Annotated in this window: 13 protein-coding genes and 1 pseudogene; 4 read left to right on the top strand and 10 right to left on the bottom strand. The window is 57.1% G+C overall.

Features of this window, described 5'->3' with window-relative positions; genetic code table 11:
- Positions 1–42: 42 nt before the first annotated feature.
- From LCW13_RS06600 to LCW13_RS17570, 4 genes and pseudogenes are all read right to left on the bottom strand, one after another.
- Positions 43–5,472, bottom strand: coding sequence for a DEAD/DEAH box helicase (locus LCW13_RS06600; RefSeq protein WP_225347864.1), 5,430 nt, complete (start codon positions 5,470–5,472; stop codon positions 43–45).
- The gene (locus tag LCW13_RS06595) at positions 5,472–10,544 is read right to left on the bottom strand and encodes an Eco57I restriction-modification methylase domain-containing protein (RefSeq protein ID WP_225347863.1); all 5,073 of its coding nucleotides are present in this window, start codon (positions 10,542–10,544) and stop codon (positions 5,472–5,474) included. The genes LCW13_RS06600 and LCW13_RS06595 overlap by 1 nt, the downstream gene beginning before the upstream one ends.
- The gene (drmD, locus tag LCW13_RS06590; RefSeq protein ID WP_225347862.1) at positions 10,541–13,852 is read right to left on the bottom strand and encodes a DISARM system SNF2-like helicase DrmD; all 3,312 of its coding nucleotides are present in this window, start codon (positions 13,850–13,852) and stop codon (positions 10,541–10,543) included. The genes LCW13_RS06595 and drmD overlap by 4 nt, the downstream gene beginning before the upstream one ends.
- An 85-nt stretch (positions 13,853–13,937) precedes the next feature.
- Positions 13,938–14,917: pseudogene (locus LCW13_RS17570) on the bottom strand (IS30 family transposase).
- Positions 14,918–15,007: 90 nt separating this feature from the next.
- Here LCW13_RS17570 and LCW13_RS06575 point away from each other — a divergent pair.
- Positions 15,008–15,268: a hypothetical protein gene (locus LCW13_RS06575; protein WP_225347859.1), complete on the top strand. Its 261-nt coding sequence runs from the start codon at positions 15,008–15,010 to the stop codon at positions 15,266–15,268.
- A 1,199-nt stretch (positions 15,269–16,467) separates the two neighbouring features.
- A complete protein-coding gene (locus tag LCW13_RS06570; RefSeq protein ID WP_043335079.1) occupies positions 16,468–16,821 on the top strand; it encodes a hypothetical protein in 354 nt (117 codons plus the stop codon).
- Between the two features lie 227 nt (positions 16,822–17,048).
- On the opposite strand, the gene LCW13_RS06565 is transcribed toward LCW13_RS06570, so the two are convergent.
- The 6 genes from LCW13_RS06565 to LCW13_RS06540 all read right to left on the bottom strand — a co-directional run bounded on the left by LCW13_RS06565 (position 17,049) and on the right by LCW13_RS06540 (position 24,262).
- Positions 17,049–17,993: a LysR substrate-binding domain-containing protein gene (locus tag LCW13_RS06565; protein WP_225348119.1), complete on the bottom strand. Its 945-nt coding sequence runs from the start codon at positions 17,991–17,993 to the stop codon at positions 17,049–17,051.
- Between the two features lie 138 nt (positions 17,994–18,131).
- Complete coding sequence (gene cuyB, locus LCW13_RS06560; RefSeq protein ID WP_225347858.1) at positions 18,132–19,619, bottom strand: cysteate racemase; 1,488 nt, start codon at positions 19,617–19,619, stop codon at positions 18,132–18,134.
- Positions 19,620–19,710: 91 nt separating this feature from the next.
- Positions 19,711–21,033: a dicarboxylate/amino acid:cation symporter gene (locus LCW13_RS06555; protein ID WP_225347857.1), complete on the bottom strand. Its 1,323-nt coding sequence runs from the start codon at positions 21,031–21,033 to the stop codon at positions 19,711–19,713.
- A 313-nt stretch (positions 21,034–21,346) separates the two neighbouring features.
- Positions 21,347–22,354, bottom strand: a complete 1,008-nt coding sequence (locus tag LCW13_RS06550; protein ID WP_225347856.1) for an ABC transporter substrate-binding protein — start codon at positions 22,352–22,354, stop codon at positions 21,347–21,349.
- Positions 22,355–22,646: 292 nt separating this feature from the next.
- Entirely contained in the window at positions 22,647–23,348 is a 702-nt protein-coding gene (locus LCW13_RS06545) for a pseudouridine synthase (protein ID WP_054555772.1), read from the bottom strand.
- Positions 23,348–24,262 carry a nitrilase family protein gene (locus LCW13_RS06540; protein WP_225347855.1) on the bottom strand — a complete coding sequence of 305 codons (915 nt, stop codon included), beginning with the start codon at positions 24,260–24,262 and terminating at the stop codon, positions 23,348–23,350. The genes LCW13_RS06545 and LCW13_RS06540 overlap by 1 nt, the downstream gene beginning before the upstream one ends.
- 330 nt (positions 24,263–24,592) lie before the next feature.
- Between LCW13_RS06540 and LCW13_RS06535 the strand changes: the two genes are divergently transcribed.
- The gene (locus tag LCW13_RS06535; RefSeq protein ID WP_225347854.1) at positions 24,593–24,946 is read left to right on the top strand and encodes a DUF1904 family protein; all 354 of its coding nucleotides are present in this window, start codon (positions 24,593–24,595) and stop codon (positions 24,944–24,946) included.
- The gene (gene rarD / locus LCW13_RS06530) at positions 24,943–25,893 is read left to right on the top strand and encodes an EamA family transporter RarD (RefSeq protein WP_225347853.1); all 951 of its coding nucleotides are present in this window, start codon (positions 24,943–24,945) and stop codon (positions 25,891–25,893) included. Before LCW13_RS06535 ends, rarD begins: the two co-directional genes overlap by 4 nt.
- Positions 25,894–25,919 lie beyond the last annotated feature (26 nt).

Genomic DNA, 25,919 nt, shown 5'->3' with positions numbered 1-25,919 from the left:
GCTTGGAACTTGAGACCGCCGAGGAATACCTTATAGGTATACTCAGGTGCTGTACTCAAAATCTGGGGCCAAGCTTACGCTATTAAACCACTTATCCGAGGTAATGATTTCCTTGGCCTTTTTCTTGCCAACTACTGCTCTAGCAATTCGTCGGATGTGGCCTCTCATGGCAGTTTTATCAAACAGCTCCTGGTACTGAATCTCGATCACTTCATAGTCGGTATTGCGTAGCTCTTCCCGAATTTGATGGTCCTTCGCAGCGGTCTGAGCATTGCCGTGGATGTGCTGGCTCATGCCATCCAGGTACACGCACACGCCCTCAAACTGGTCATTAGGCTCGTGGAAGTAAGCATCCGGGCGCGTATCGAAACCACCGGACAATCTGATAGGTGTTTCAGTCTCAAAATCGGAAAGGCCCGCCGCCTTGAGCATAGCAACCAATTGCTGCTCCGGCGCGTTACCCGGATCTTGAGCTTTGGTGTCATCCGGCAAAACCGGCGGTATTTCATGAGCAAACCTCACGCCCTCGCCCTGTGCCCGGTAGTAGTCGAGCGCGGTATGGCGATTGAGGCTGTCGTGATAGAACGAGTTCCGGAAATGCTGTAAGCAGTCCACACAAGAGGTTTCACAAGCGCTCGGGCACTCCTCTACGAGCGCCCTTGCCGAAACTACAATTCTCGGCCAATGCTTAAGCAGTTGCTCCAACAAACCGGAACCGCCGGGCATCGGGTCATACAGAATGCCATCCACAAGGTCCGAATCAGGTTTGGCGATCACTTGCACCTGTAGGTCCGAGATTTCCATATCCAGCACTTCAGCAGCCCCCTGCCTCAGTGACTCCAGAAGGCTGTAGGCCACCTCTTTAGACGCGCAATCCGGCATCACCAGGGCATCGGCGATAACCTCTGCGTAAAACGACAGTGGCTCCATAGGGTGCCCACAGCGTTCCAGGTGTATCTCATTAAATTTCTTCAGCTCTGCCTCAGTGCTCATGGGAGAGCGGCTGGCGCCACATACCTGACATATCGGGTATCCAATCATCCCGCCGGATTTGACCTGACCAGAGGCACCTACGTTAACCAGGCGCATATACATTCCATGCTTATGATGAAGTACTGTGCTGCCCCACTCAAAAGCTGAACCTCCGGAATGCCGGCGTTGGTCCTGAGCAAAAACGGCCACCGGCATCTGGAAACGGTATTCCTCATCATCTGAAATGTACGAGTTATGGGGTGCATCAACATCGCAAACAGATACACCCTGAATTCTCGTTGCACCCATGGATTCAGGCTGAGCTTCCTCCTGCCTGCGAGAGCCACCCGTCTCTACAACAGACTCTGCTTCCACATCTACGGAGAAGCTTAGTGGCTCCTCAGGGAGCAGTTGGAAAGTGCGTGGCACGAACTTATGACCGTTGGCATAAATCAGGTTACCTGGCACGTATTCACGAACCGCCAGCGCACTATTACGGCGGATGTCCCAGTCATTGATATCAGAGCCATACCGAGGCGCAACATGGGTGAGCGTTACCGCTCCCGTATCAAGTCCGTAACCTGGTAAGAAGCCTTCGGCCGCCAGCACACCGTAGGTGTTGGTTTCATTAAAGCCCTCAGCTTTGCTGCCGAACCGGCGTAGATCACCCTTCAGGCGTTTGACCATGCGCTCGCAGCGGCCCCTAAGTGCCTCGTCATCCGCGTCGAGTGAGCCTTTCTCTGCTGCCACTTTTCTCAGACGGTCGAGCTGAGACAGCGCCCACTTCAAACGCTTATACAGGCGGAATACGACCTGTTGAAGCTGGTCCTCCAAGCCGTCTACCATCTCCGCGAGTTTATCGACTTCTACCACTTCAATATCTGCATAAGGCCATCCCTGACGGAAAGATTCCGTCACCGCCTTCATAATGGCCTCGCGATGCTTCCTGACCTGTTCGCCAAGATCCCCAACCGACATCGGCTGTGAGCGAACCGAATTATCGGCATTAAACAAGTATGGTTTGATCTGGGTTGGCAAGCAATTGCTAAGTGTCGTACTCAGCTCTTCATGTGCGCTAGCAGGCAGGCCGCCTTCACGTACCAGCTTGAATAGAGTAGTCAGAACTGTTGCGTGCACATGCTTGGAGACCATCACCGGGTTGCGCAAGTTAAAACTCGGTGGCTCTACCTGACCCTCAAGCAACTTCAGAGGCTCATTGAAGTAAGCCCTGTCGTGGCTGGTAGCACGAGCGTATGTCAGATCCAAGGCCATTCTGAATTGACGCCCGGCCCGGCCAGCTCTCTGCCAGTAGTTAGCAGGCAGTGGCGGCACATTGCGCATCAAGACCGCATCGAGGGCACCAATGTTTACCCCCATTTCCAGTGTTGGCGTACACACCAGGGTATTGATTCGCTCGTTATCCCCTTTGAAAGCATTTTCAATCCGCTCCCGTTCTGGCCCCGGAATCTGTGCGGAGTGCTCCTTGGCCCGCAACATTGCAAATTCCTGGTCCAGCAACAGCAGATCGTAGTTGTCTTTGTTTTCTGGTTCGAACTCCAACCGGCCGTTACACCGCCAGCCCATACAGGCATTAGACGGATTGGGTCGGGCGTGAAGGCGGCGACAGGTCTGGCAACGATACATGCCTTTGGCAGGATACAAGGTCAACTGGTCGGCATTGACCTGCGCACTGCCATGGCAACCAGGCAGGTTCTTGCCGCGGGCTCCCTTGAGCTGCACACTTTGGAATATTTCCAGGTCATCGAGCAGAAGGCCCCAAACACCCGCGAGAAAGTCCTCAACCTCATCAGGTGGCACACCCCAGGCTTGGGCAGCTTGCTGCGGTACACTGCCGTAATTGCTGTACCACTGGTTGATGCGGTTCTTCTCATGCTGCCCATCACGCTGGAAGACCAGCGCCGCAGGCACACCTTTCATGGACGGGAGGTAGCCCCGCATGACCTCTTTCTCGCCATCTAACCAGAACTTGGAATAGATCTTGGTGATCGGGTCATAAATCATCCGGCGAGAACGGGCATTATCAATCAGTGAAGCGATGCCATTCACTAAGTCCTCAGCCTTGCAGCCAAGCCGGTTCGACCACTTGAGTACGAAGGGCAACTCTTCATCCAGCCCATGGTATTTCACTTTCACCCGGCCTAGGGGTTCCAGGCCTGTACTCTGGCGCGCACCCATCGTCAGCTCACGGAGTATCTGGGCGCGCAGGAACCATTTACGCTCTTCGCTGTGGGCGACACCGGTCTGAGATTTTGGCTCAACCCGCCACACCTCCGGAATCAATGCCCGGGACAGCTCGTCATCCTTATCCAGAAACTGATCCAACCAAAGGGTTAGGTCGCTGACCGAAGTCTCGCCGTCTCTCAAGCGCTTGTAAATTAGCTCACGTAGACGGTAGCGACGCGAACGATCCTGCATCCAACCCGCCTGGAAGGCAGCATCCTGCCGATTATCGGCAAACACGAGTAAGCGCCGTCGTTCGGCACGGTGAATCATGCTCTGGGCCAGAACATGAACATCCGAAACCGTTGTTGCACGAACTGGACGGGCCGGCTCCCGATAGGTACCAATAAATCGGCGGCCATGGGCGCCGCAGGACACGCAACGGGTCAGCTTGCCAGGGTTATCTTCTTTCTGCTGAACGAAGAACAAGGGCTTGAAAGCCTTGTCTCGGCCGCAACCAATGCACTCAGAGAGCTGTTGGTCATGGGTGGTGCCACAGTATCGGCACACGAACAGGGTTTCGGTTTTCGCCGGCTCCTCGTCAGCCTCCGACCCTACCTGATGATCCAGCGATAACGCTCGAACGCCACCCAACGTCTGGTCAACTGCACGCCACACCCTGGCTTTGCCTTCAGCCGTGCCACCACCTGGCGCCGTGCTGGTGAAATTGAAATCTTCCAGGGAGTGCTCGTAATAGTGCTGCCCACAGGTGGTGCAGCTGGAGATGGGGAAACGCTCCATGTCCGGGTTGTCGTCCATCGCATCCTCTGCGGACAACCATAGCTTCGCATCCGAGCTGTATTCGGGGAATGTCACCACGGCCCCGCCTACGCCGCGCACAAATCCATGAACCACTGGCCGCAATAATGGACGACTGCCGTTGCGGGATGCGGCCCCCAGTGCCAGCCAGATCAGAATCTCTTCCTCCGAGATCGGACGTCCCAGCGTGTCACTGAGTGTTTGCAGCAAGTCCACCAGGCGCTGGGGTTTACGCAACGCTTCTGCGATCTGGAACACCACTTCGTTATGGCTCAACCACTGATACAAGGCTTCGCGCCAATTGCCTTCCGCAAGCCTGCTACCAGTGACAGACTGAAACCACACCCGCAGTGCCTGTATGTCAGCCTCTGTTGGATCCGGGCTATCAGCCCTACCGAGTACCTCCAGCAAGTTTGAAAGCTGGACGGCCTGGTCGCCCGCTAAAGGTCCACTCGCCGCACGAGGCTCGCCCCAAATGTCGGCCTCATAGGTCTCACCCACCAATTCAACCGAGCTTCCATCTACACCGAAGAACCGGCTGGCAAATACCCGCCCGGCTTCCTGGCCGTGAATCGGGTCAGCAATCGTCGCTGAGGTCGCAACGCAAGTAGTGCTGTTTTCATCCTTGCCACAGTAAGAGCGCAGGCGGCGAATCAAACATGCCGTCTCCGCACCGTTGGCACCGGTAAACGTGTGCGCCTCATCGAAGACCATGAACTCCAAACGGGCATTATCAAACAACTCAAGATCGTGCTGGCGGGTCAGTAGCAGCTCAAGCTGTTTCACGTTGGTCAGCAGAATCCGCGGCTGCTCCCCTTGAGTACGCATCGCCTCACGGCTTACCCGCTCCTCCGGCGGGTGTACGGCAATGTCCTGCTTCTTCCCCCGAACTTCTTCCAGTTTGTTCTGATAATCCGCAGCAGAGCTACCGGGCGGCAGGCGAACACCACTCACATCCGAATCCTGTTGCGGGGTTTTGCCCACATACATACCAAAGGTGACACCGGTACCGGCCAATAACTCGCGCATCCGTTGCAACTGGTCTTCTGCCAGTGCGTTCATGGGATACACAATAACGGCCGTTACGCCTGCCTCGGCACCTTCATCCCTCAGTTGGAGGCAGCGCGAAACGATAGGCATTAGAAAAGCTTCCGTTTTACCGGAACCGGTACCCGTGGAGACTAATGTAGGTTTACCGGCATGAATCGCACGGAACGCCTTTTCCTGGTGGAGGTATGCCGACGGATAAGGAGATAGTTGGCGAATATGGGGGTGTAACACGCCCTCCTTCACCAACTGCTCCAGTGTTTCACCCTGCTGAAAAGTGCGAGACAACGAGATGTAAGGCCCTTTGAGCAGCGGGGTGCTGCGGGTTTGCTCCAGGTTGAGCAGCTCCCGCATCTGTTGGTAAAGCTTGTCATCGGCGAAGGCATAGGTACTGAGCTGATAGCGCAAGAAGTCGCTGACGACTTGTTCCGTGTAGGTGATGGGGTTCAACATCAGAATAAGGCTCCTTGCGTGCTTTCAACTTTGTATTCGGCGGATTCATCAGCCACCTCATTAACCGATTCCGGCTCGGGCACAATCTGGCGGATCAGCTCAGCATGGGCAGCACACTCCTCCCAGGAGCGCTCGACATCTTCGTTAAGCTGCCAATCATAGAATCGGGGACCGAGGCGCGATGCAACAGGCTGGTTTTCTTGGGCGCGGTCGTCATGGCCAAGGTCGTAGTCAGCGAGGCGCAATGTTTCAGGGATTAGCCAGCCCTCCCCGGCATTTTGGGATAGAAACTGTTCAACACCTACTTCGGACAGATCTTTTAAAGCAACCAGTGAGAGCACTGTCTGCCGGAGTTCAGGCGAATTTGCTCGTCCCAGCCGCCAAAATCCCTTCGGATTAAGATAACCGGACTGGCTGGTCGAGAAGCTGTCTACAGGCAAATCGCACCCCTCCAAAACATCCTTAAAATCATCAAAATCCAAACCGAATGAATACGCACACAAGGCGTCATTAACGGCTTTTAAACGCGTTCGTTCATGTGGAGATAGGGCGAACAGCCTTCTCCAACTAAATTCATGAGACTGCATTAACAACCACTCTTTGGCGAAAGCTTGATGCGGGAGACAGAGCCTTGCGCCTATTCGTGCCAATTCATTTACCAGAGACCCTTCTGGTTTGGTGATAGCAGTTTCAGCAACAACAAAATAATTGAGATTCAATCCTCCGAGTCGATTTCTGAGCGCAAAGTCATAGCCCGTCGAGTTAAGACAGCTCATTAGCGCAAGATTTTTAATCACTGTCTCTGACGACAAGATTGCTACGGAGTTGCCAGCGGGAAAATCAGCCACGATCCCTGAGAACATCGATCGGCTGTTTGTTGCAGAGCCAACTGCCAAAAATCCGACCTTCAAGCCCAAAGCCGCTTTGTCCGACGACTTTGTTTCTGTGTTGTAAGTATTCAGGCCCATCAAGTACTGCGGCTCTATCACCTTATTTTCAAAAGGTATATCCCGCCACTCAGCTTTTCGACCTTTGCCACTCACCCACCCTTTTTCACTAAAATCGAACTGATTGATCATCCGTCCTTCATACAAAGGCAAGGCAACATCTTCAATATCCTGGACAGACATCGCCTTTGAACCATCCCGTGATAGAACCAAGTTCTGCTCGCGGTCCAAGATATTTCTCGGACCTTCATAATCCCGCCAGGCACCCTTTAGCCAATGCCCATACTCATCAGGCTGATACCCTTGGGCCTCCCATTTAGGACGCTCGGGAAACAGCTTGGAATCACTGGTCATGTCGAATTCACGAGCGTATTTAATTCCCCAACCATCCTCGCTCTGGTCGCCGAGCAGTACACCGTTTAAGTATATCTTCTTGAGGACATCAAGATCCTTATCGCTGCGGATCTCCAGGATTGATTTTGAGTAAGGGGAGAACTCCAAAACCCGATCACGGGGATAGGCCAAGACATGGTCTTCGGCCTGCTCCCAATCATCTACATTCCTGTGCATGAAAGCGGCGCGGATGGCTTTGGTTTCCAACCCTTTTTGAACAATAAGCGGACAGAATTTGAACGAGCGATGAATATCAAAAATTCCTTCGCGGTTCTCAAAACCAAACAGCCACTGCCAATCACACTGTTCTAGGAAAAGGGTTCTGAGGTCTGTCGTGCCTTTATCGGTATAGAGCCCGCTGGGCACAATCATCCCAAGCCTACCGCTCTGCTCCATAATGGCGTGGCTTTGCTCAAGGAACATCTTGTAGGTATTCAGGTCGGCAGAACCTTGGTGCAGGAAGGGATGCGCCGAGTCAGCAAAACCTTTGTGAGCCTTTCTTCGTTTGCGCCACAGTTTGTGCAGTTGTTCTGACTTTTCAAAGGTGTTTTTTCCACCACCTCCAAGACTCAGGTCGTGTTTTTTCTTACCCTTTTTGTCTTCAGTCACGCGGTCACCGAACGGTACACCTACATACTTCGCCCAGTTCGACATAGCCTTAAAGCCGGCGTTGTACTGTATCCAGCTCTGTTCCAGCTCCGGATTACTGCCAAAGTATTCACGCTGCTTGCCCAGTGCCTCCTGCTTACCGTAGGCACGGTAAAGCGGGTCGTAGTTAGAGAAGAACTCCTTGGAGTTGGGCTTGTGGATTTCCCAGGGTGGATTGCCCAACACCGCGTCGAAGCCCGACTTTTTCGTCGTAAAGACGTCTGGGTATTCCAGCTCCCAATGGAAAAACCGGTTGGTCTGGGCCACCTCTTGAGCAATAGCCAGCGCCTCACCTGACGGCGCGAGAAAATCCTGAGGCAACGGGGCTGAGTCAATGGACTCACCTGGCCAAAACCAAAGCGCACACCAAAGATCCATCCGAACTTTGAGTTCATGGTAGTGGGGATTTTTCAGAATCTGTTCGCGATAAAGTTCTTCTCGCTTGTCACTTTCATGTACTGGCAGACGGTGCAGTTTTCGGAATACCTTCAGGAGCTCGTCATGGACATCGGCGGCCGGTAGTCGTTCATCCATATCGACCTGGCCACTGATGATCGCGATCATCTGCTCTGGTACAGCCTTACTACGTTCCTTAATGGCATCGGTGAAGACGTCACCCTTGGTCTCCTGCTGACCTTTCTTTTTGCCACTAATGTGGGTCTTCACATAGTAGTGGTTGATGAGATTATCCGGCTTACCTTTCTGGTAATCCTTATCACCGCCTTCCCGCTGCCAGGCCATGGCGGGATATTCTCGATAGGTGTCGAACCAGGCACCGACCAGGGCATTGCCAGCCTTGAGCTTGTGATCCAGAAACCCAAACGGCAGGTCCCGGTCCATGGTCTCTACCCATAAAGCCATCCGGCCCAGCTCAACCGCCAGCGGGTCAATATCCACACCGTAGAGACAGCGCTCCACCACATGGCGTTTTAGCTGAGCACGAAGCGTTTCTTCAAATCCTTCGTGCCCGGGTTTCAGCTTCAGCAGCTCGTCGCTCAACAAGGCGGATATCCGCTCTTCGTCCAACCTAGCCTCTTCGTCTTCCCCGGCTGGTTTCACATATTCGTGATGGAACAGAGACTCAACCAGCGCATCCGTAAGATATCGGAGGGCACCCACAAGAAATGAACCGGAGCCCATGGCTGGGTCACAAACTTTAAGAGCAAGGATGTCCTCGGGTGGCTTGGGCGCCCAGTGCGTTACTTCCTCCAAGCCAGTTCTTGAGTCAATTGCCGAGCTTATACCCTCGTAGGCAAGCGGTTGCAGTGTTCTGCGAACGGTGGGCGCTGCCAGTTGCGGCCGGGTGTAGAAGGTACCCGCACCTTTCCGGGTGCCACCCCAGCGCACGAGATAAAACTGCCCGGGAGCAATCATCTTGGCACAGAGCTGCTTTGCGGCTTTCTTGAGTTCGTCGGAGCCGTCACCTTGTCTGCCACCCCGGCCGCGGGGCTTTTTCACCACGCCGGCAAGGATTGCGGCTTTCTCCAGCCATTCCTGAGCTCTTTCGAGGTGGTCCTCGGTGAGGGCCGGCTCTTCATCTTCATGGGTTGTCTGCTCTGCTTCTTCAGCCAGATCTTCGTTCTCATCCTCGGTTTCAGCTTCATCCTCAAGCTCTGTTTCTGGTTCCTCTTCGCCTTCGTCATCTCCTGCCGAGGAGCTTTTATTCTTCAGCTCTTCGAACAATTTTTTGATAGTTTTGTCGTCCATCTGTTCGAGCTGGGAGAGTGCAAGGGCCGGTTGGTTGCCGATGCCGAGGAAAATTACCGGGTCATCCGTTTTGGCCCGCTTGAGTTCAAAATCGAGTAGCCCTTCGTACAAGATACCGATGTACTCAGAAGACAATGCAGAGAAGTTGACCGGACCATCGACCCAGGTATTGCGATTTCCCTGACGGATTTTCACCCGGGTTCGGGTGAGCAATCGCAAGATGGTGAGCACTTGCTGGTCACTGATCAGGTTATCCTGGCTTTCCAGAACGGCCAGGGCTTTTGAAATTGGGTCAGCACTTTCCGGATCGCCCGGCTCAAAGAGGGCCCCTCCATAGTGAGGTACAGGAATCGCCTGATGCGCAGACCCGTGGTAGATGAGGTTGAATAAGGCAATCAGCCTTGGCCAGGCACTGCGGCCGTGAGTAAGTCGGTCACTGCCTCGGCCGCCTGACCGACGATCCAGCTGCTGGCGCAGGCCTTCCAGGCTGTATGCTTGCTGATAAATGGTGTTGTCCACGGGCAGAAGCTGCCGGGCCTCTGCAAACAGCGTCACTATGCACCGCATGATAATGCGCGAGCCAGCCACGTAGAGATGGTTATATTCAACACCCTTCTCATCAAGGTTGGCCGTTTCGATCGTCGCTTGTGAAGCGGAAATGAGGTTCTCCACCGACTGGCGAACCCGTTCTCCAAGAACCGCGGACAGCTCGGCCTGTCCCTTACGGGATTCATTTACCGCCTTGTGAAGACGAGCGCTGTGGCCACCGTCCCGTAGAAAGTTCTTTGGGTTAATGAGCGTGCGCCAGGCTAGCGTCTGCGCAGAAGGTTCGCCTTCTTCGAACCAGAACTCGATGTCCCACTCGCACCACGACTCAAAATCCGAGCCTGCATGAACCAATCGCCATTGGCGCCCGTTGGTGACCAGCGCAAAAGGAAGCTGCTGACGACGCAACCATTCTGTTACGCGACTCAGGAGCTTTCTGGACCGACCTACACCGAGCCGGCCACCAAACTGTCGGGTGGCACCCTCTTCCGGAACAAAGACAGGAAGCACTTCGCCATTCGGCCCGCCCCAGATACGTCGCGGTTTGACAAGAGCACCGGTAAAGCTGCGGATGCTCCACTGGCTTTCGACGGATTGAGCTTTCTGCCACTGATCGGCTGGGAAGCCAGATAGATCCTGAAGCATATAATCCAGAAGCGCACCAAGACTGGCATTGGTGCCATCAAAAGCCGTGACGGCACGGCGCAATTGCTCCATCTGCCAATGGTTAAGTGAAGGCAGGGTTTCCGGAAAATATTCGGTGAGCTTATTGGCTGATATGAGCAGACCACCGTGCTTCAGGGATGACCAGCCTTCGTTGTAGAAATTCATGCGACCACCTTCGGCAAACGGATTTCAATGGTTACCGGGAATACCTGTGCCTCCCCATGCAAAGCAAAACGTTTGGGGACAACCTGTTCCAGAATGCGCTGTTTCTCAGACTTCAGCCGCTCCAACAAATCGCCGAAGTGGCCCTGACGGCGCTTCAACTCGTCTTCAAGATCCCGGAGCTCCCGCTCGGCCATTTCGTCGGCATCTTCCAAGAGGTGGAACTGGCGGGCTTCCGCCCGCTTTTCCTCAATCTCCCGTTTCAGCTTTTCAATACTCTGGTTTCGCTGTAGGGCAGCCACTTCATTGATTCGGCGCTCAAAGGCTTCTTTCTCATGCTGGGACGATTCTTCAAGCGCTGAGCCAAGCTCTGCTTTGAGGGCGCCAGTGAGAGCAGAGTTGTACGTGTTAACAAACGCTCTCACTTCATCTTCCACTTCGTCCCACAGGTCTCTTGCTTCGCTGGTCAACCCGATGTCCTGGCTGGCAATTGTTGGCCCATGGTGGGGCCCTTCGTAAGCCAGAGGCGCGCCCAATTCATTATTGGCCACTGGCAAGGCCAGAGTCCGAGTCCAATGATGGAAGGTTTCACGCAGGTTGTTGATCGCCATTTCCTCAACGGTCAACAACACCAAGGCCTGGGCACCTTCCGGTACTTGCCCCCTGGTAACAATCCAGCGGCTAGGTGGCCGGGTTTCTGTTTGGCTACCCGGGAAACGCATTCTGGCAAACGCGTTCAGGGTATGGCGGAACAGGGGATGCCCCAGATGCAGCAATACAGTGTCGGGAGAGGGCCGGAACACCGGACGGCCGTTTACCGAGTTAATGAAGAAGTCGTTATCGAAAACAATCCAGGGCATGGCCCCGGCCACATCCTTTCGACCTGGAAGCCGTAGGTTGTCGTCGACAACGGACTGCCAGCGCACTGGCAGGGGTGGTTTCAGGCGAATGCGCCCCCTGTTGTCCGGGCCTTCCATAACGTCTCGGCTACTACCCAGTCCCATGGCTATTTCCAGCGTGGATTTCAGGGTGCTCGGGCTCAGATCCAGATCTGCCATGAGTTCATGAAGCTGCCGCTTCTCTTCCTCGCCCCGCTCTTCAGTAACAACCCGGGCATCGTCGGTTGCGCCACGGCGCCCCGCGATTTCCCGGTCGAGGTCATCCAATACCTCGTTGTCTTCGTTGAGCTCCATCATTCTGCGCTGGAAAGCGGCATCGAACAGTTCACCGACTGACCCCAGGTCTTCACGAATGTCGTTTACCTTGGCAATCACTCGGGCTACAAAGTTCAAGTCGGCGTCATCGTCACTCGCAAAGTGGAAGATGGTGACATCCCGGGCCTGACCGTGCCGGTCAATCCGCCCGTTACGCTGTTCGAGTCTTGACGGGTTCCAGGGGATTTCATAGTGCATTAGCAACCGTGCAGTATGCTGAAGGTTGAGACCTTCAGAGGCCGCGTCAGTAGCGACCAGGATCTTCACGGGCGACGAGGGGTCATTGAACGCAATTTTTACCGTTTCGCGCTCCTCGTCATTCATGCCGCCGAAAAGTTCTATTACGGCACCATCTTCGCCACCGTACTCAGTCCTCAGTCGGTTTACGAGATAGTCCAGTGTCGTTTTGTACTCTGTAAAGATGATTAGCCGCTCGTCCTCTTTCCACTGGCCGGCGTTGCGAAGTTCTTTGTTGATGAGCTCGGCCAGCCGCTCGAACCTTGCGTCTGATTTTGGGACGGCATGAACAACGGGCTGCTCGTCCAGGCTAAGGGCAGTGAGAGCGCTATCGACCTTTTCTATTTCAGTGGCAAGACTGTCAACGAAGGGGTGCATCCAGCCACCCACAACATGAGCTGCGTGTCTTCCGCGGCTCTCCCGTTCCTGGTCGTCGTCGATGTCTTCCTCGGAGGCACGCCGGGCTGCCAAAACCTCTGCAGCTTCCATCTTTTCTTTTTCTTCCAGGCCTTCCTTGAAGCGCAGCCAGCTGTCTGCAAATGTAACCGGGCTGGAGAGCAGACGTTTTCGAAGAATCTCGATGGCAAAGTTCAATACTGCGCGTGCTTCCGGCGCGGTTCGAATCATCCCCTTCAAGGCGTTACAGAAATCACGGACAGCCTTTGCCAGGTCCTTTTCTGACCTGAGCATATAAAGCGGTAAAGGTTCGAGGTGGCGCTGGGCAAAGCGCGGAACCCGTCCAGTTTCTTCGTCTTGACTGTTGATTTCACTCTTCAGACGACGGATCAGAACCTGATTGATCAGCTGTCGCTCTTTCTCCGTAAAATTGGGTGTTTGGGTAAAGCGCACAGGATCCAACTGCTCCAGCAGCCCTGAGAAACATCGTGTGTGGCCGTTGTGGGGTGTTGCCGTCAGGAACAGACGGTGTTCGAACCAGGGCGAAATCAGCGTGAGCATATTTGCCAGATCGCTGTTCTCGCCAAAGTTTGACGGCATAAGGTTGTGGGCCTCATCCACGATCAGCAAGTCCCAGGGTAGCTGGGCTCCGCCACGCTCCTGAGATGAGCGGCAGTTCGCAATAAACTGCTCCAGCACATCTGGCTGCTTGAGGTAGTGATAAGAGGTGATAATGCGAGGCAGGACTCGCCAAGGGTTGGTGTCCACCCCCCGCTCTTTCTGGAGCTTGTGGGTAGAGGCTTTATCGACGATATCGAAATCCAGTGAGAACTTGTCCTCCATCTCCTGCTGCCACTGGGTTCTCAGCGATGCTGGAGTAATGATCAATACACGCCGGATCCGGCGCTTCCTGATCAGCTCCGCCAGAATAAGACCCGCCTCAATGGTTTTACCAAGGCCCACATCATCGGCGAGAAGCAAGGAAACACGGGGCATGCGCATCGCGCGGGCCAAAGGAACCAATTGGAAATCATCGGCACTGACCGCACCGTAAACCGGTGCCGTGGGAACAGGGTCGGAGCGTTTCTGGGGATCTTTAGCTGACAGGAACGGAGTCAACGAACTCCAGCGAGTCGCCCGTTGCAGGGCCAAGAACTCTTCATACTTCATCGGGGCGTCAACATCTATCCGTGGCAGTGCGTTTGGCTGCAGAACCGCGGGCCCCTGCTCTCTCTCCCACAGGATGGTTTCCTCGGCGTCCCCTTCTCCATCGCCAAACTCTACTGTTACTAGATGCAGCAAGCTTGACGTTCTCGGCTCTTCGAAAGGCTCAACTTGCGAGATAACGCCGCGCCTATTGCGAACCGCCGCGAGCATTCCGACTCTGGGCATTGATATACTCACACTATTTCCTTTATCATAACTTAAGGGAAGAAAATAAAAATACATAATAAAGAAAAACAAGTCATTGCTTTAAAGACAATTCGCACAACAACTCTTATTACAATAAATCTTGCTCGCTTAACCACTGAAACTTGATATCCTAAATTCAAGCAATAAGCGTAGAATCTGCGGTATCTGGGCCTCCTGAGTATTCCCCTAGAAACACCTGCGCCGATGTCCGGTAGCCGACCCGCTTTCGTGGACGGTAATTCAGCTTTTAGACCACCTTGCGTAGCTCTGCATAGCTAATCTGGCGGAAATTCGTTCCTTTGGGGAAGTACTACCGTATCAGCCCATTCGTATTCTCGTTGGTTCCACGCTTCCAGAGCAGTAGGGATCGCAGAAGTACATCGCCACCGTCACGGCCTTGGCCACCCTTCGTAGCCAGCGAATTCCGAGCCATTGTCCAGTGTGATCGTCTGGACTGCTCCCCGGCGCGGCTTCAACAAGCGGATCATGGCTGCTTGCGTCAACTCGGCCGAGATCCTGGGCAGTCGTGCCGCCAGTAAATAGCCACTGCGACGCTCGACCAGCGTGACTAGGCCAGATTGCTTGATGCCCTGTATCACGGTGTCGCCCTCCCAGTGGCCGATGAAGCGCCGGTCATCAATTTTATCTGGGCGGTGCTCGATACCGACTCGATTGGGGGTCTTGCCCAACCCGGCGTTTTTGGCGTGCGTGCGGTGCTTATTGCGGCGTTAAGGCTGACGGAGATGCCGCCAAAGGTCACCATCCCGTGCCTTATCGTCCCAGATCAAGGAGTAGATCCATTGATGACTGACACTAATGCCGGCCGAGGGCGCCATGAAGCCACTGATTTGTTGTGGGCTCCACTCCTAACGTAGACGACCGGCAACGGCGGCCATCATGCTTGGGAGGCGCTTTGTCCAAATGGTGGCAGTGCGGCGCCGATGATCACTGAGTGTCGGGATCATAGCCATCAGCGGTAGCGTTACGGCGAATTTCACGGCTGATCGTGCTGCTGTAGAGGTTCAGCTCCCTGCCGATATGGCGCTGGCTCATGCCCAAGTCATAGCGAGCGTGGATCTGGTATCGTTGGGTCTGGGTCAGCTGTCGGTATTCCATGCTCTACTTCACTTTGGTCGGTGAGCCGAGAAGGGTACCGGCGCTGCCCCCCTGCCTCTATCGTGCGGTCCAAAGTGCTGCGGTTATTCTATGAACCCAGGAACCAAAGTAGCCCTCGCCGCCCTCAAGGGGGAACGGCCCACGTCGAAGATCGCGGCTCCCTTCGAAATCCATCCAACCATTGTGAGTCAGTGGAAACGCGAACTGCTGAACAACGCCACCGGCGTCTTCGGGAGCAAGAGTCCAGGTAAGGTTGTCCAGAAGACTCAGGAGGGTATCGATACGCTCTACCGCGAGATCGGCAAGCTGACGGTAGTACGGGATTTTTCGTCACGCAGGCTCGGTCGTTGAGCCGGGCCAAGCGTCTGGCTCTAGTTGTTTAGTCCCAGGCGCCCGACATCAGCCTCCGACGCCAGTGCCAGCTACTCGATATCAGTCGCTTCTCAAATTACTACCAGCGTAAGGCGCTACGGGCCTATGATCTGGAGTTAATGCGCCTGATCAATGCGTGTGTTGGCCTGGCGGGTCTCCAACACTCTGGATACGGGCTTCTGTATCGATGCGCTGGAGGAAGCCCTGGCGTGCTATGGAAAGCCCGAGATATTCAATACAGATCTAAAGCTGTCAGTTCACCAGCGAGGCGTTACCGAAATTCTGGAAGCCCATGATGCCCGGATCAGCATGGAGGGGAAAAAGTGTTACCAGGACAACATTTTCGTGGAACAACTCTGGCGCAGCGTGAAGTACGCGTGTGTTTACCTGAAGGCTTTCGAGAGTGGCGTCCACTTGCGAAGGGATCTTAAGCGTTACTTCGCTTAGTACAACAAGGAGCGGCCCCACCATGGGCTGGACGATGTAACACTCGATGAAGTGTACTTCTCACAACCATTGAGCCAGGCGGCCTGACGCCGATGATGATCCGAGCTTAGATGACCTGTCAGGTGGTCCCAAGGATGGAGTCCACCTCACTTCCTAATGCACGGCTACCGCACGACGCCCAGCTAGTGAGCACCGTCTCGTCCCAACCTCAGCATCCAGCCGAGACCTAAGCCATGGATAGATTAGAATGTAACGTTGTTTCGTGAATGCTAATTATAACGGAGTCCGAGCCTAGAGCGATAATGTATTTATTGTTATCACCCCTCAGCATCGCCTGAACGGTACACTGGATATCCATTTAGCTATTGACCGCTCCCCACCCCATCCCCTGAACAGAACATACAGCGGAGATCTCCACCGCCTGGACCATCGCAGACCTACAAGCGAATGAATCTCTGTCGAGATTCTTTACTTAGAGTTAACAGGCGTGTAAGTCATGACTTACAACGCTCAAAAATCCACTTTCCTCGCTCTCACGGGAAATTTCCGCCCAGGCACGGAAAATTCCGGCTTCTCCACCCATCGCCCATCGGTAACTCACTGATTATTATAGAAAGTGGTGATAATCGAGGCTCCAAATTGCCTCGTTTCGTCTCACAGCCAAAACTCATATTGCACTGCAGCAAAAACAGGCGTATCAATGTACTCAGGTTCCTTACTTGGAGAGCACAATGGCTAAACAACCTGCCTGGTCAGAGTTGGTCCCGACGACGCCGGCTGCAATGTTCGATGTCTGGAAACTGGGCACGACGTCGGTAGAGATGTGGTCGACGGCCATGTCGACCATCATGTCGCGCACTCAGTTGTGGGGAACCCAGTCGCCGCTGGACCCGAAGATGATCACCGAGAACCAGAAGATGGTGTCGGAGAAGATCGCGGCCAGCTGGGAGATGTGGTTCGTGATGCAGAAGGCTTGGATGAACGCGATGACGGGCGGCAAGGTGGCGCCGTGGTGGACGACGGGCACCCTCTTCATCAAGCCGTTGCACAAGCGCACAACGGCCAACTCGCGTCGACTGTCGTGAGAGGCGTTGCATGACTTGCAGCTGCGGTCGATAGGCTGTGAGCTGAGATGCGCTCAGATACGGTCAGATGCGCTTAGATGCCACAACGCAAGACGGGAGCCCTGGTGGCTCCCGTCTTGCGTTGTGCTCTGGCGATGATTTCAGGTCATTGCCCTGCTCTTTGCCTTGCGTGCTCTTTGCCTTGCGTGCCCTTTCCGTATTCTTTCTTCTCCGGGCCCTTTCTTTACCTATCCCTTCTCTGGCACGCCGCCAGCAGGCGGCTGGTCTGGCTCGAGGGTTTCGTCTTCAGCGGTCAGGCAGGCTTGCCAGATATGTTCGGCCACGCGCTGGTCGTGCTCGGCGTGGCGGAAGAGGCAAATGTCCAGCGGCGCGGTGTGGCTGTCATCGCTGATGATGACGAGACGCCCGGCAGCCAGCTCGTCGCGCACGGCGCGTTCCGGCACCCAGGCGATGCCGCTACCGGCGAGAGCGCCACGCTTGAGCACGTCAGACATCGAGCATTCGTAGCGGAAGTTGAGGCGCGCGGCGAGGTTCTGGCGGCCAATGATCAGTGCGGTCAATCGGCCGAGATAGCTGTCACTGGAGTAGCAGAGATAGGGTTGCGGCGAGTCGCTGTCGAGGGAGTAAAGCGCCTGGCCTGTGTCATCGACGGCACTGACGGGCACCAGTCGCTCGGAGCCGAGCACGATGGAGGGATAGCGCACGATGTCGGTGAGCGTAGGGAGTAGCGGGCTGTTGTAGGCCAGCATCAGATCACAGTTGCCGCTGATCAGGGCATCGACACAGCCGGCGACGTGGTCGGGCACGATGCGTGCCTTGAGATTGCCCAGTCGGTTTTGCAGCTGTTCATGCCAGTCGACGAAGAAGCTGACCGCCAGCGTGTGCGAGGCGGAAATCGAGACGACTTCCTCTATCTTGGGCACGAAGCCGAGCGCCTCATCGCGGCCGACGCGCAATACCGAGAGCGCATCCTGGGCGGTGCGCTGGAAGGATTCGCCTGCGGGGGTCAGGCCGACGGGGAACAGGCTGCGGTCGATCAGGGTAGCGCCGACCCAGTATTCCAGATTGCGAATACGACGGCTGAAGGCCGGTTGCGTCACGTTGCGCAGGGTGGCGGCGCGCGAGAAGTTACGCGTCACCGCCAGGGTGAGGAAATCTTCCAGCCAGTTCATTTCCACGGCGAGCACCTGAAGAGAGGCATGAATGAGACAAAGGCACACAGCGCGCCTGCGTGAGCGCAGTATATCGCGTCGCTGCGTGTCTTTTCTTCAAGCTCTCTTCACTGGCTGACGGGATGGATGCAGCGCTGATCAGGCCTCGGCTTGCGCCAGTGCCACACAGCGCTGCGCGAGAATTTCCGCGGGGTCGAGCAGCGCTACCCGCTCACGCAGTGCCGCATCTAGCTCGATCAACGGAAGCTCGGTACAGCCCAGGATGATCACTTCTGCGCCCCGCGCCAGCAGGTGGGAAATGGCAGCCTGCAGATGCTCGCTGCACTCCCCTGTCGTATGCCCCGCCTTCACGCCGTGATGCCCGTAGATCGCCTCCATCACCTGGGTCTGACAGCGCGCATCAGGCACCAGCGTTTCACGCCCCGAGGCCTCGATGATGTCGTGGTAGACCCGACTGGTCACGGTGCCACTGGTCGCGAGCAACCCGACCCGCGTCACCGGCGTCTGCATCGCCGCGATATGATCGACCACCGCCGTCAGCATGTTGATGATCGGGATGCCGATATAGGGCTGGATACGCGCCACGAAGGCATGCGCGGTATTGCAGGGAATCGCGATGGCATTGGCGCCATCGGCCTCCAGCCGCTGACAGGTCGCGAGCATCGGAATGCTCGGATCCTCGCCCTTGCCGATCAGATTGGCGGTGCGATCGGGAATCTGCGGATTCTGCTCCACCACCATCTTGAGGTGGTCCTGATCGCGCTCGGCACGCGTCAGGCTGACCACCTTGCGCATGAAGTCCACCGTGGCCGCCGGCCCTACCCCACCGAGCACGCCAAGCTTGAAGTTGCGATTCTCGCGCTCGCGGTCCACGCCCAGGGCGTATTCGGCGTAGATGAGGTTGGAGTCGAGCAAGGGCACCGGTACCAGCGGCTGCAGCGATTCCATCAGCACCGGAATCTCGCTCAGGCCCGGCACGATGATCTCCGCACCCTGACTGACCAGGTCATCACAGGCCTCGAGCAACAGTTGCAGACACTCGCCACCATGATGGCCGCTCTTGATGCCGCTCGGCCCATAGATGGCCTGCATCAGGGCATCACGCTGCAGCGTGGCATCGGGGTAGATGACCTCGAGGCCGCCGTCTTGCGTGGCCTCCGGCTCACCGAAGCGTTGCTCGAAGATGCCGGAGGCGCGCACATAGCTTGAGGTCAGCACGCCGATCTTGCGCACCTCGGGATAGTCGCGGCGAATTCGCGCCAGCAGCGCATCGAAGATATCGACGACGTTGAAGCTGATTTCCGGGGTGATCTCGGCCAGAAAGGTATGGGAGAGAAAGCATGGCACCATCGCGTTCTCGACCTTGCCCTGCATGTCCTTGAGCACGTTGTAGACGTAGAACTTGCGCCGCAGCGGGTCGTAGGCCTCCGCGGCGATTCCCGGCCCATCATCGAAGTGGCGTTGCTCGAAGGCGATATCCACCCCGCCCGGCGGCTTGCAGTACTGCGCCGCGCGCACCGTCTTGAGCAGGACATCCGCGCTGCCGATCGCCCCCAGGCCACCCACGACGCCGTAGCGAACGACAGAGGGGCTGGCTTTATGTGAAGGTGCGTTGGGGCGTTCCATGACGATGTTCTCCTGATGTCTTTGACACGCTTATCACGCGGATGCCGACAAGCCGATGATGATGACGCGGTGGGTGTTCAGACAAGAGCGCTCAACTGAGCTCTGAGCGCATGACGTGGGGCGTATTGAAGACTTCCTCGTCCAGCTCGCCTTCGCTCTTGGCGACCAGGCAGCTGACGGCGCAGTCACCCGCCACGTTCAGGCCGGTACGCGCCATGTCGAGCACACGATCGATACCCGCGATGATGGCAACGCCTTCCAGCGGCAGGCCGACGGAGGTCAGCACCAGCGAGAGCATGATCAAGCCGGCACCCGGCACACCGGCGGTGCCGATGGAGCCCAGCGTCGCGGTCATGATGATGGTGACGTATTCGGTCATGCCCAGATCAACGCCATAGGCCTGGGCGATGAACAGCGCGCAGACGCCTTGATACAGCGCAGTGCCATCCATGTTGATGGTCGCACCCAGCGGCAGCACGAAGCTCGAGACACCCCGCTTGACGCCCAGATTCTGCTCGGCGGCCATCATGGTCACCGGCAAGGTGCCGGAACTGGAGGTGCTGGTGAAGGCGAGCATGATCGGCTCGACACTGCCCTGGAAATAGCGCAGCGGGTTCAAGCGCGCCAGAAAGCGCAGCATGCCGCCATAGACCACGACGGCATGCACGAAGCAACCGAGATAGACGATGCCGATCACCTTGGCCAGCGGCGCGAGCATTGCCAGGCCATAGGTGCCGGCCACCCAGGTCATCAGGGCGAAGACACCGTAGGGCGTGAAGGCGATGATGATGCTGGTCATGCGATAGATGATTTCCGCCGCGGACTCGAAGAACACGCGCACCGGACGAGCTTTCTCCCCCACCAGCGTGATGGAGAGGCCAAACAGGATCGCGAAGACGATGATCTGCAGCACATTGCCTTCGGCGAAGGCCTCGACGGCATTGGTCGGTACCAGCCCGAGCAGCGTATCGACGGCGGTCGGCGCTTCACGCACCTCGACATTGGCCGCGCTGCCCAGGTCGATCCCGACGCCCGGCTGGAAGACGGTGGCCAGCCCCAGGCCGATGGTGATGGCGACCGCCGTCATGCCCAGATAGAGCACCAGCGTCTTGACGCTCAAGCGGCCGATCTTGGAGAGGTTGTTGAGCGAGGCCACGCCAGTGACCAGTGAGATGAAGACCAGCGGCACGATCAGCATCTTGATGCCGCGGATGAACAGGTCGCCCAGCGGTTTGATATCGGCGGCGATATCGGCGCGCCCGGTCTGGTTGAGCACGATGCCCAGCCCCAGACCCAGAACCAGCGCGATGAAGATCTGCTTCCACAGCGCCAGACGTGTCCAGGGAGACAGAAAGCGCGCAATGGGCCCGGGAGAGCGAGGTATCGGGGCGGAGGAAGAACCTGAATCAGCCATGAGTGTTTCCTTCTTGTCATTATTGTTGGCTGCGCGTGGAAGCAGCGCAGAGTGCAGACTGATGGTGATACAGGCCCCTATCCCGCGACCAATTCTTTATTTGGATTTTCCATGCAAGATTTGCATGACGACGAGTACACCCCCTGCTGCGCGGCACGCCAGAGGCCATTTCCTGTCCAGACGCTGCGCACGCTTTTGACACGTTCGCTGCTGTAGAACACGAAGCCCGCTCAATGAGCGGGCTTCGTGTTCTTGGCACTATATTCAAGGTGTTGCATACACAAAGATCAGCGGCACCTTTTCAAGCTGTCGATCATGCCTCCGGCAGGCCGAGAGCCTCCTTGACGGCCGGCCATGCAGGCTCGCCATCACGGGTGGTCACGCCTTCCAGCCAGGCCTTGACCTTGGCCGGGTTGGCCTTCATCCAGGTTCCCGCCACCTCTTCCTGCGGGCGCTCTTCCTTGCCATAGCCATAGATGAGTTCACTCTGCTCCTCGGAGGTGAAGGAGATCTGGTCCAGGAAGATGGATGCATTGGGATGTGCTTCCGACCACGCCTTGTTGGCCAAGGTCTTCACATCACTGGCACCACCACCCGGGCCCCAGAGGTCTTCCGGGTCATCGAGGAAGACCATGTCGTATTCGACGCCCATCCAGTGCGGAGTCCAGCCGACGAACATGACCCACTCATCACGCTTGATGGCATTGGCGACTGTACCAAGCATGCCGGCAGTGGAAGACTCCTTGAGGTCCCAATCGCCGAGGCCATAGATATCCTCATCGACGGCACGGTTGGCGATTTCACTGGAGCCCGAGCCGATCTCGATGGAATAGATGGTCTTTTCGAACTTGTCGGCAAATTCCGGCTTGTCGACGTCATGCAGTGAGGTGACACCGGCTTCGGCCACGTAACGTGGCACGGCGAAATTGGCACGTGCGCCATCCACATTGTTGCCGAAGTCGACCATGGCATCCTTTGCCATAGCCGCCTTGTACATGGTGCTCTGCCCCGGCAACCAGGCGGCCAGGTAGACATCGACTTCCCCGAGCGAGATGCCTTCGTAAGTGATCTGCGCGCCCAGCTGGCGGGTGGTGGGGGAGTAACCCAGTGCCTCGAAGACTTCGGAGGCGATCTCGGTCTTCATGGTCACGCCCGGCCATGGCGGCGCCGCGAACACGACACTGGCATCTTCCGCGGCAGACGCCGGCGCTGACAGGGTTGCCAGCAACAGGCCACTGCCCGCCAGCGCCATGCGCAGTGGCAGAGGTTTCAGCAGGTGGGACCTGGTGAAGGGAGACGACTTGAAGAAGGGGGACGACATAGTGGATTTTCCTCGTTGTTGTTATGAATACGCCATTGTCATGAAAATACTGGAAACAAGCGTTTGATTGAAGACGGCCTCTGCATAAATACCACTTCTGCAAAACCCACTTCCAGTAAATAATTCACAATACGAGCAGACAATTGCCTACCTTAAGCGCGATCGTTGGATCGATACAAGGCTCGGCGGCCAACGACGCGCATGAAAAAGCCCCCGCCATTCGTGAAAATGACGGGGGCTTTTCATGACGCATGCGTCGATGAATCAGAAGCTAGCGACCAGAAGCGAATGATCAGAAGCTGGCGATCTCTTCCGGACGCAGGAAGCGACATTCGCCCGGCTCCAGCTCCGGGTCCAGCTCGACAGCCCCGATGGCTTCGCGATGCAGGGCTTCGACGTGATTGCCGATGGCAGCGAACATGCGCTTCACCTGGTGGTAACGGCCTTCGGTGATCCACAGCAGGCCCACGGTGGCGGTTTCCATCTCGAGACGCGCCGGACGCGTCGGCTTCTCTTCGCCATCCAGCATCAGGCCGTGATCGAAGTCCTCCACGGCGCGCGCCAGCTCATCGCCTTCCAGCGGACGCGCCAGAGTGACGCGATAGCGCTTGGCACAAGCCTTCTTGGGCGAGGTGACACGGTGGTTCCACTGGCCGTCGTCTGTCATCAGCACCAGACCGGTGGTGTCGACATCGAGACGCCCGACGATGCTCAGGCGCTCGACATTGGGCAGATCGATCAGGTCATGCGCGCGCTCATAGAGGCCCGGCTTGCTGGTGCATTCCACATTGGCCGGCTTGTACAGCATCAGATAGCGCAGCCCCATCAGCTCCAGGTGCTCGCCATTCCATTCGACGCGCATGCCATCCTTGACGGCGCTCGCGGTGTTCTTGACTACCTCACCATCCACGGTGACATCGCCGCGGTGCACGACCTTCTTGGCATCGCTACGGCTGAGATCCGTGGTTTCGGTAAGGAATTTGTCCAGGCGCATCAGGCCTCCAGAGTGAAATGATCGGCGTCCATCCACGCCGGAAACTTGGTTCGAAACTCGTCGAGCGCGCCGCGTTCAAGCGTCACGGTCTCGATGAAGGGCTGGTCTGGCGCAGGGTCGAGGATGGGCTCGCCCTTGAAGTCGCAGACCATGGAGTCGCCGGTATAGTGCAGCCCGTTGGCGTCGTCACCCACACGGTTGACGCCCACCACATAGGCCAGATTCTCGATGGCGCGCGCCTGCAGCAGCGTACGCCACGGATGACGCCGTACGCCCGGCCAGTTGGCCACGCACAGCAGCAGGTCATATTCAAAGGCGCTGTCGGCGGCGGTCTCGGCAGCACTCACGCCACCGATGACGGGACGCTGACGCAGCCAGGTCGGGAAGCGCAGGTCATAGCAGACCGAGAGTTGAATCCGAAAGCCGTTGAGCTCGACCAGCACCCGCTCATAGCCCATGCCATAACGCTCATGCTCACCGGCCATGCGGAACAGATGGCGCTTGTCGTAGTGCGTCACCTCGCCGTCGGGCGTGGCCCACAGCATGCGGTTGTAACACTCGCCGTCATCCAGCACCGCGATGCTGCCGGTCATCACGCAACCACGGGAGATGGCCTGCGCCTTGAGCCAGTCGACGCTCTCGCTGGACTCCATCGGCTGCGCCATCTCACGCGAATTCATGGTGAAGCCGGTAGCGAACATCTCGGGCAGCACGATCAGGTCCGTTTCGGCATTGCGGCCATCGGCGCCCATGACCAGGCCAGCGGCATCCAGCTGCTCGCCGAGCAGGCGGCAGTTCTCCGCCGGGTCTTCCCAGCGCAGGTCCGCCTGCACCAGGCTGACACGCAGTATCGCCCCTCGCGAGGCATCGCCAGCATTCGCTTGCGAGGAAGTCGCCTGTGGCTGTGTCGTCATGGTCGTCGTGCCTCCCTGCTGACTGAATGGACGCTTGAGTGGCGACTGGCGGTTTCGCGGCGGCGTAAGCCTTGCCCACCCTGCCGCTGGTCGTGCCACGCCTTGAAAGCGCTCATTCTACCGTCTGTGGCGATCAGATGTGAGAGGCAAAGCATGATCTGTCATCGCCGCACCGCTCAGCGTGCGCACGAAACCCTGGCGGCGGGTGTGAGCATCAGAAGCCAGTGATATATTGGCGATGAACGCAAAGTCGCCACGCCAGGTTGCGGCGACGTCAGTTCACCGCGAGCTTGCTCGCCCCCTCCCTATCCCGACTCACAGGAGAGCTTCATGCCTCAGCTTCGCTTCCACGGTGTCACGCCTGCCCGTCTTACCCCTGTCTCGCGCGCACTGATCGATCAGCTGAGCGAAGCGACCGCCACCACGCGCGACGAATTCACGCTGGAATGCATCACCACCCAGTATGTGTTCGATGGTCAGCTCGTCGATGCCTTCCCCTTCGTCGAGGTGCTGTGGTTCGAACGAGGCCAGAAGGTGCGTGATCTGTGCGCCCAATCCATCGCGCAGGCCATGAACGAGGCCGGCTATCCGGAGGCCGAAAGCTTCTTCATCGCCCTTGAACCTTCTGGCTACTACATCGCAGGTAAACCGCTGGCGCAGGATGGTTCGAGCGACTCCGAATGAGGCGGGAGCAGGCAAGCCCCTGCGCCGAGAGTCTGGCGCAGGCGCGCCGCGAGAGCGCCAAGGGTGTCGGCTTCGGGCTGGGCGCCTATGTGATGTGGGGCTGTTTTCCGCTCTACTTCGCGCTGTTCGAGGGCATTCCCGCCTGGGAAGTGCTGCTGCACCGCATCCTGTGGAGCTGCGTGTTCATGGTGCTGCTGATCAGCGTCATCCGGCGCTGGTCGCCGGTGCGCGCCGCCTTCGCCGAACCCCGCAAGCTTGTGCCGGTGCTGGCCTGCTCGATCCTGATCGCGCTCAACTGGGGCATCTACATCCACGCGGTGGAGGTGCATGAGGTACTGCAGGCGAGTCTCGGTTACTTCATGACGCCGCTGGTCAATGTCGGGCTCGGCATGCTGTTCCTGAAGGAGCGCCTGACGCGCGTGCAGCTGTTCGCGCTGGGGCTGGCCGTTCTCGGCCTGAGCCTGCAGCTGATCGGGCTGACGAAACTGCCGTGGATCACGCTCTCGCTGGCCGTCACCTTCGGCACCTACGGACTGCTCAGAAAGCGCATCGCACTGGATGGCCTGTCGGGCCTGCTGGTCGAGACGATGATGCTCGCGCCACTCGCGCTGCTGCTGATCGGCGGTCAGTGGTTCTCCGGCGAATCGCACTTCACGGCCAGCGATGTCGGCCCGCTAGGGCTTCCCGCCAGCGTGCTGATGATGTCCAGCGGCGTGCTCACCGCGCTGCCGCTGCTCGCCTTTGCCGGTGCGGCGCGCCGCCTGCGTCTCGCCACGGTCGGCTTCCTGATGTACATCAACCCGACCATGCAGTTTCTGATCGCGCTGCTGATCTTCAAGGAAACCCTGCATCCGACGATGCTGATCACCTTCGTGCTGATCTGGACCGGTCTGGCGCTCTATACCGCCTCGACGTTCTTCCAGCATCGCGCCCGGCAGCGCGGCTGACATCACCCAGAACTGACTTAACGAAC

It is taken from the genome of Cobetia amphilecti (assembly GCF_020217465.1).
Taxonomy (GTDB): domain Bacteria; phylum Pseudomonadota; class Gammaproteobacteria; order Pseudomonadales; family Halomonadaceae; genus Cobetia; species Cobetia amphilecti.
The sequence above is the reverse complement of the archived record's forward strand: the minus strand, read 5'-3'. Positions and strand labels throughout refer to the sequence as shown.

Coding starts and splice junctions, on each gene's coding strand:
- LCW13_RS06600 (WP_225347864.1), bottom strand. CDS start 5,472: ATGTTGAACCCCATCACCTACACGGAACAAGTCGTCAGCGACTTCTTG.
- LCW13_RS06595 (WP_225347863.1), bottom strand. CDS start 10,544: ATGAATTTCTACAACGAAGGCTGGTCATCCCTGAAGCACGGTGGTCTG.
- LCW13_RS06575 (WP_225347859.1), top strand. CDS start 15,008: ATGAACCCAGGAACCAAAGTAGCCCTCGCCGCCCTCAAGGGGGAACGG.
- LCW13_RS06570 (WP_043335079.1), top strand. CDS start 16,468: ATGGCTAAACAACCTGCCTGGTCAGAGTTGGTCCCGACGACGCCGGCT.
- LCW13_RS06565 (WP_225348119.1), bottom strand. CDS start 17,993: ATGAACTGGCTGGAAGATTTCCTCACCCTGGCGGTGACGCGTAACTTC.
- cuyB (WP_225347858.1), bottom strand. CDS start 19,619: ATGGAACGCCCCAACGCACCTTCACATAAAGCCAGCCCCTCTGTCGTT.
- LCW13_RS06555 (WP_225347857.1), bottom strand. CDS start 21,033: ATGGCTGATTCAGGTTCTTCCTCCGCCCCGATACCTCGCTCTCCCGGG.
- LCW13_RS06550 (WP_225347856.1), bottom strand. CDS start 22,354: ATGTCGTCCCCCTTCTTCAAGTCGTCTCCCTTCACCAGGTCCCACCTG.
- LCW13_RS06545 (WP_054555772.1), bottom strand. CDS start 23,348: ATGCGCCTGGACAAATTCCTTACCGAAACCACGGATCTCAGCCGTAGC.
- LCW13_RS06540 (WP_225347855.1), bottom strand. CDS start 24,262: ATGACGACACAGCCACAGGCGACTTCCTCGCAAGCGAATGCTGGCGAT.
- LCW13_RS06535 (WP_225347854.1), top strand. CDS start 24,593: ATGCCTCAGCTTCGCTTCCACGGTGTCACGCCTGCCCGTCTTACCCCT.
- rarD (WP_225347853.1), top strand. CDS start 24,943: ATGAGGCGGGAGCAGGCAAGCCCCTGCGCCGAGAGTCTGGCGCAGGCG.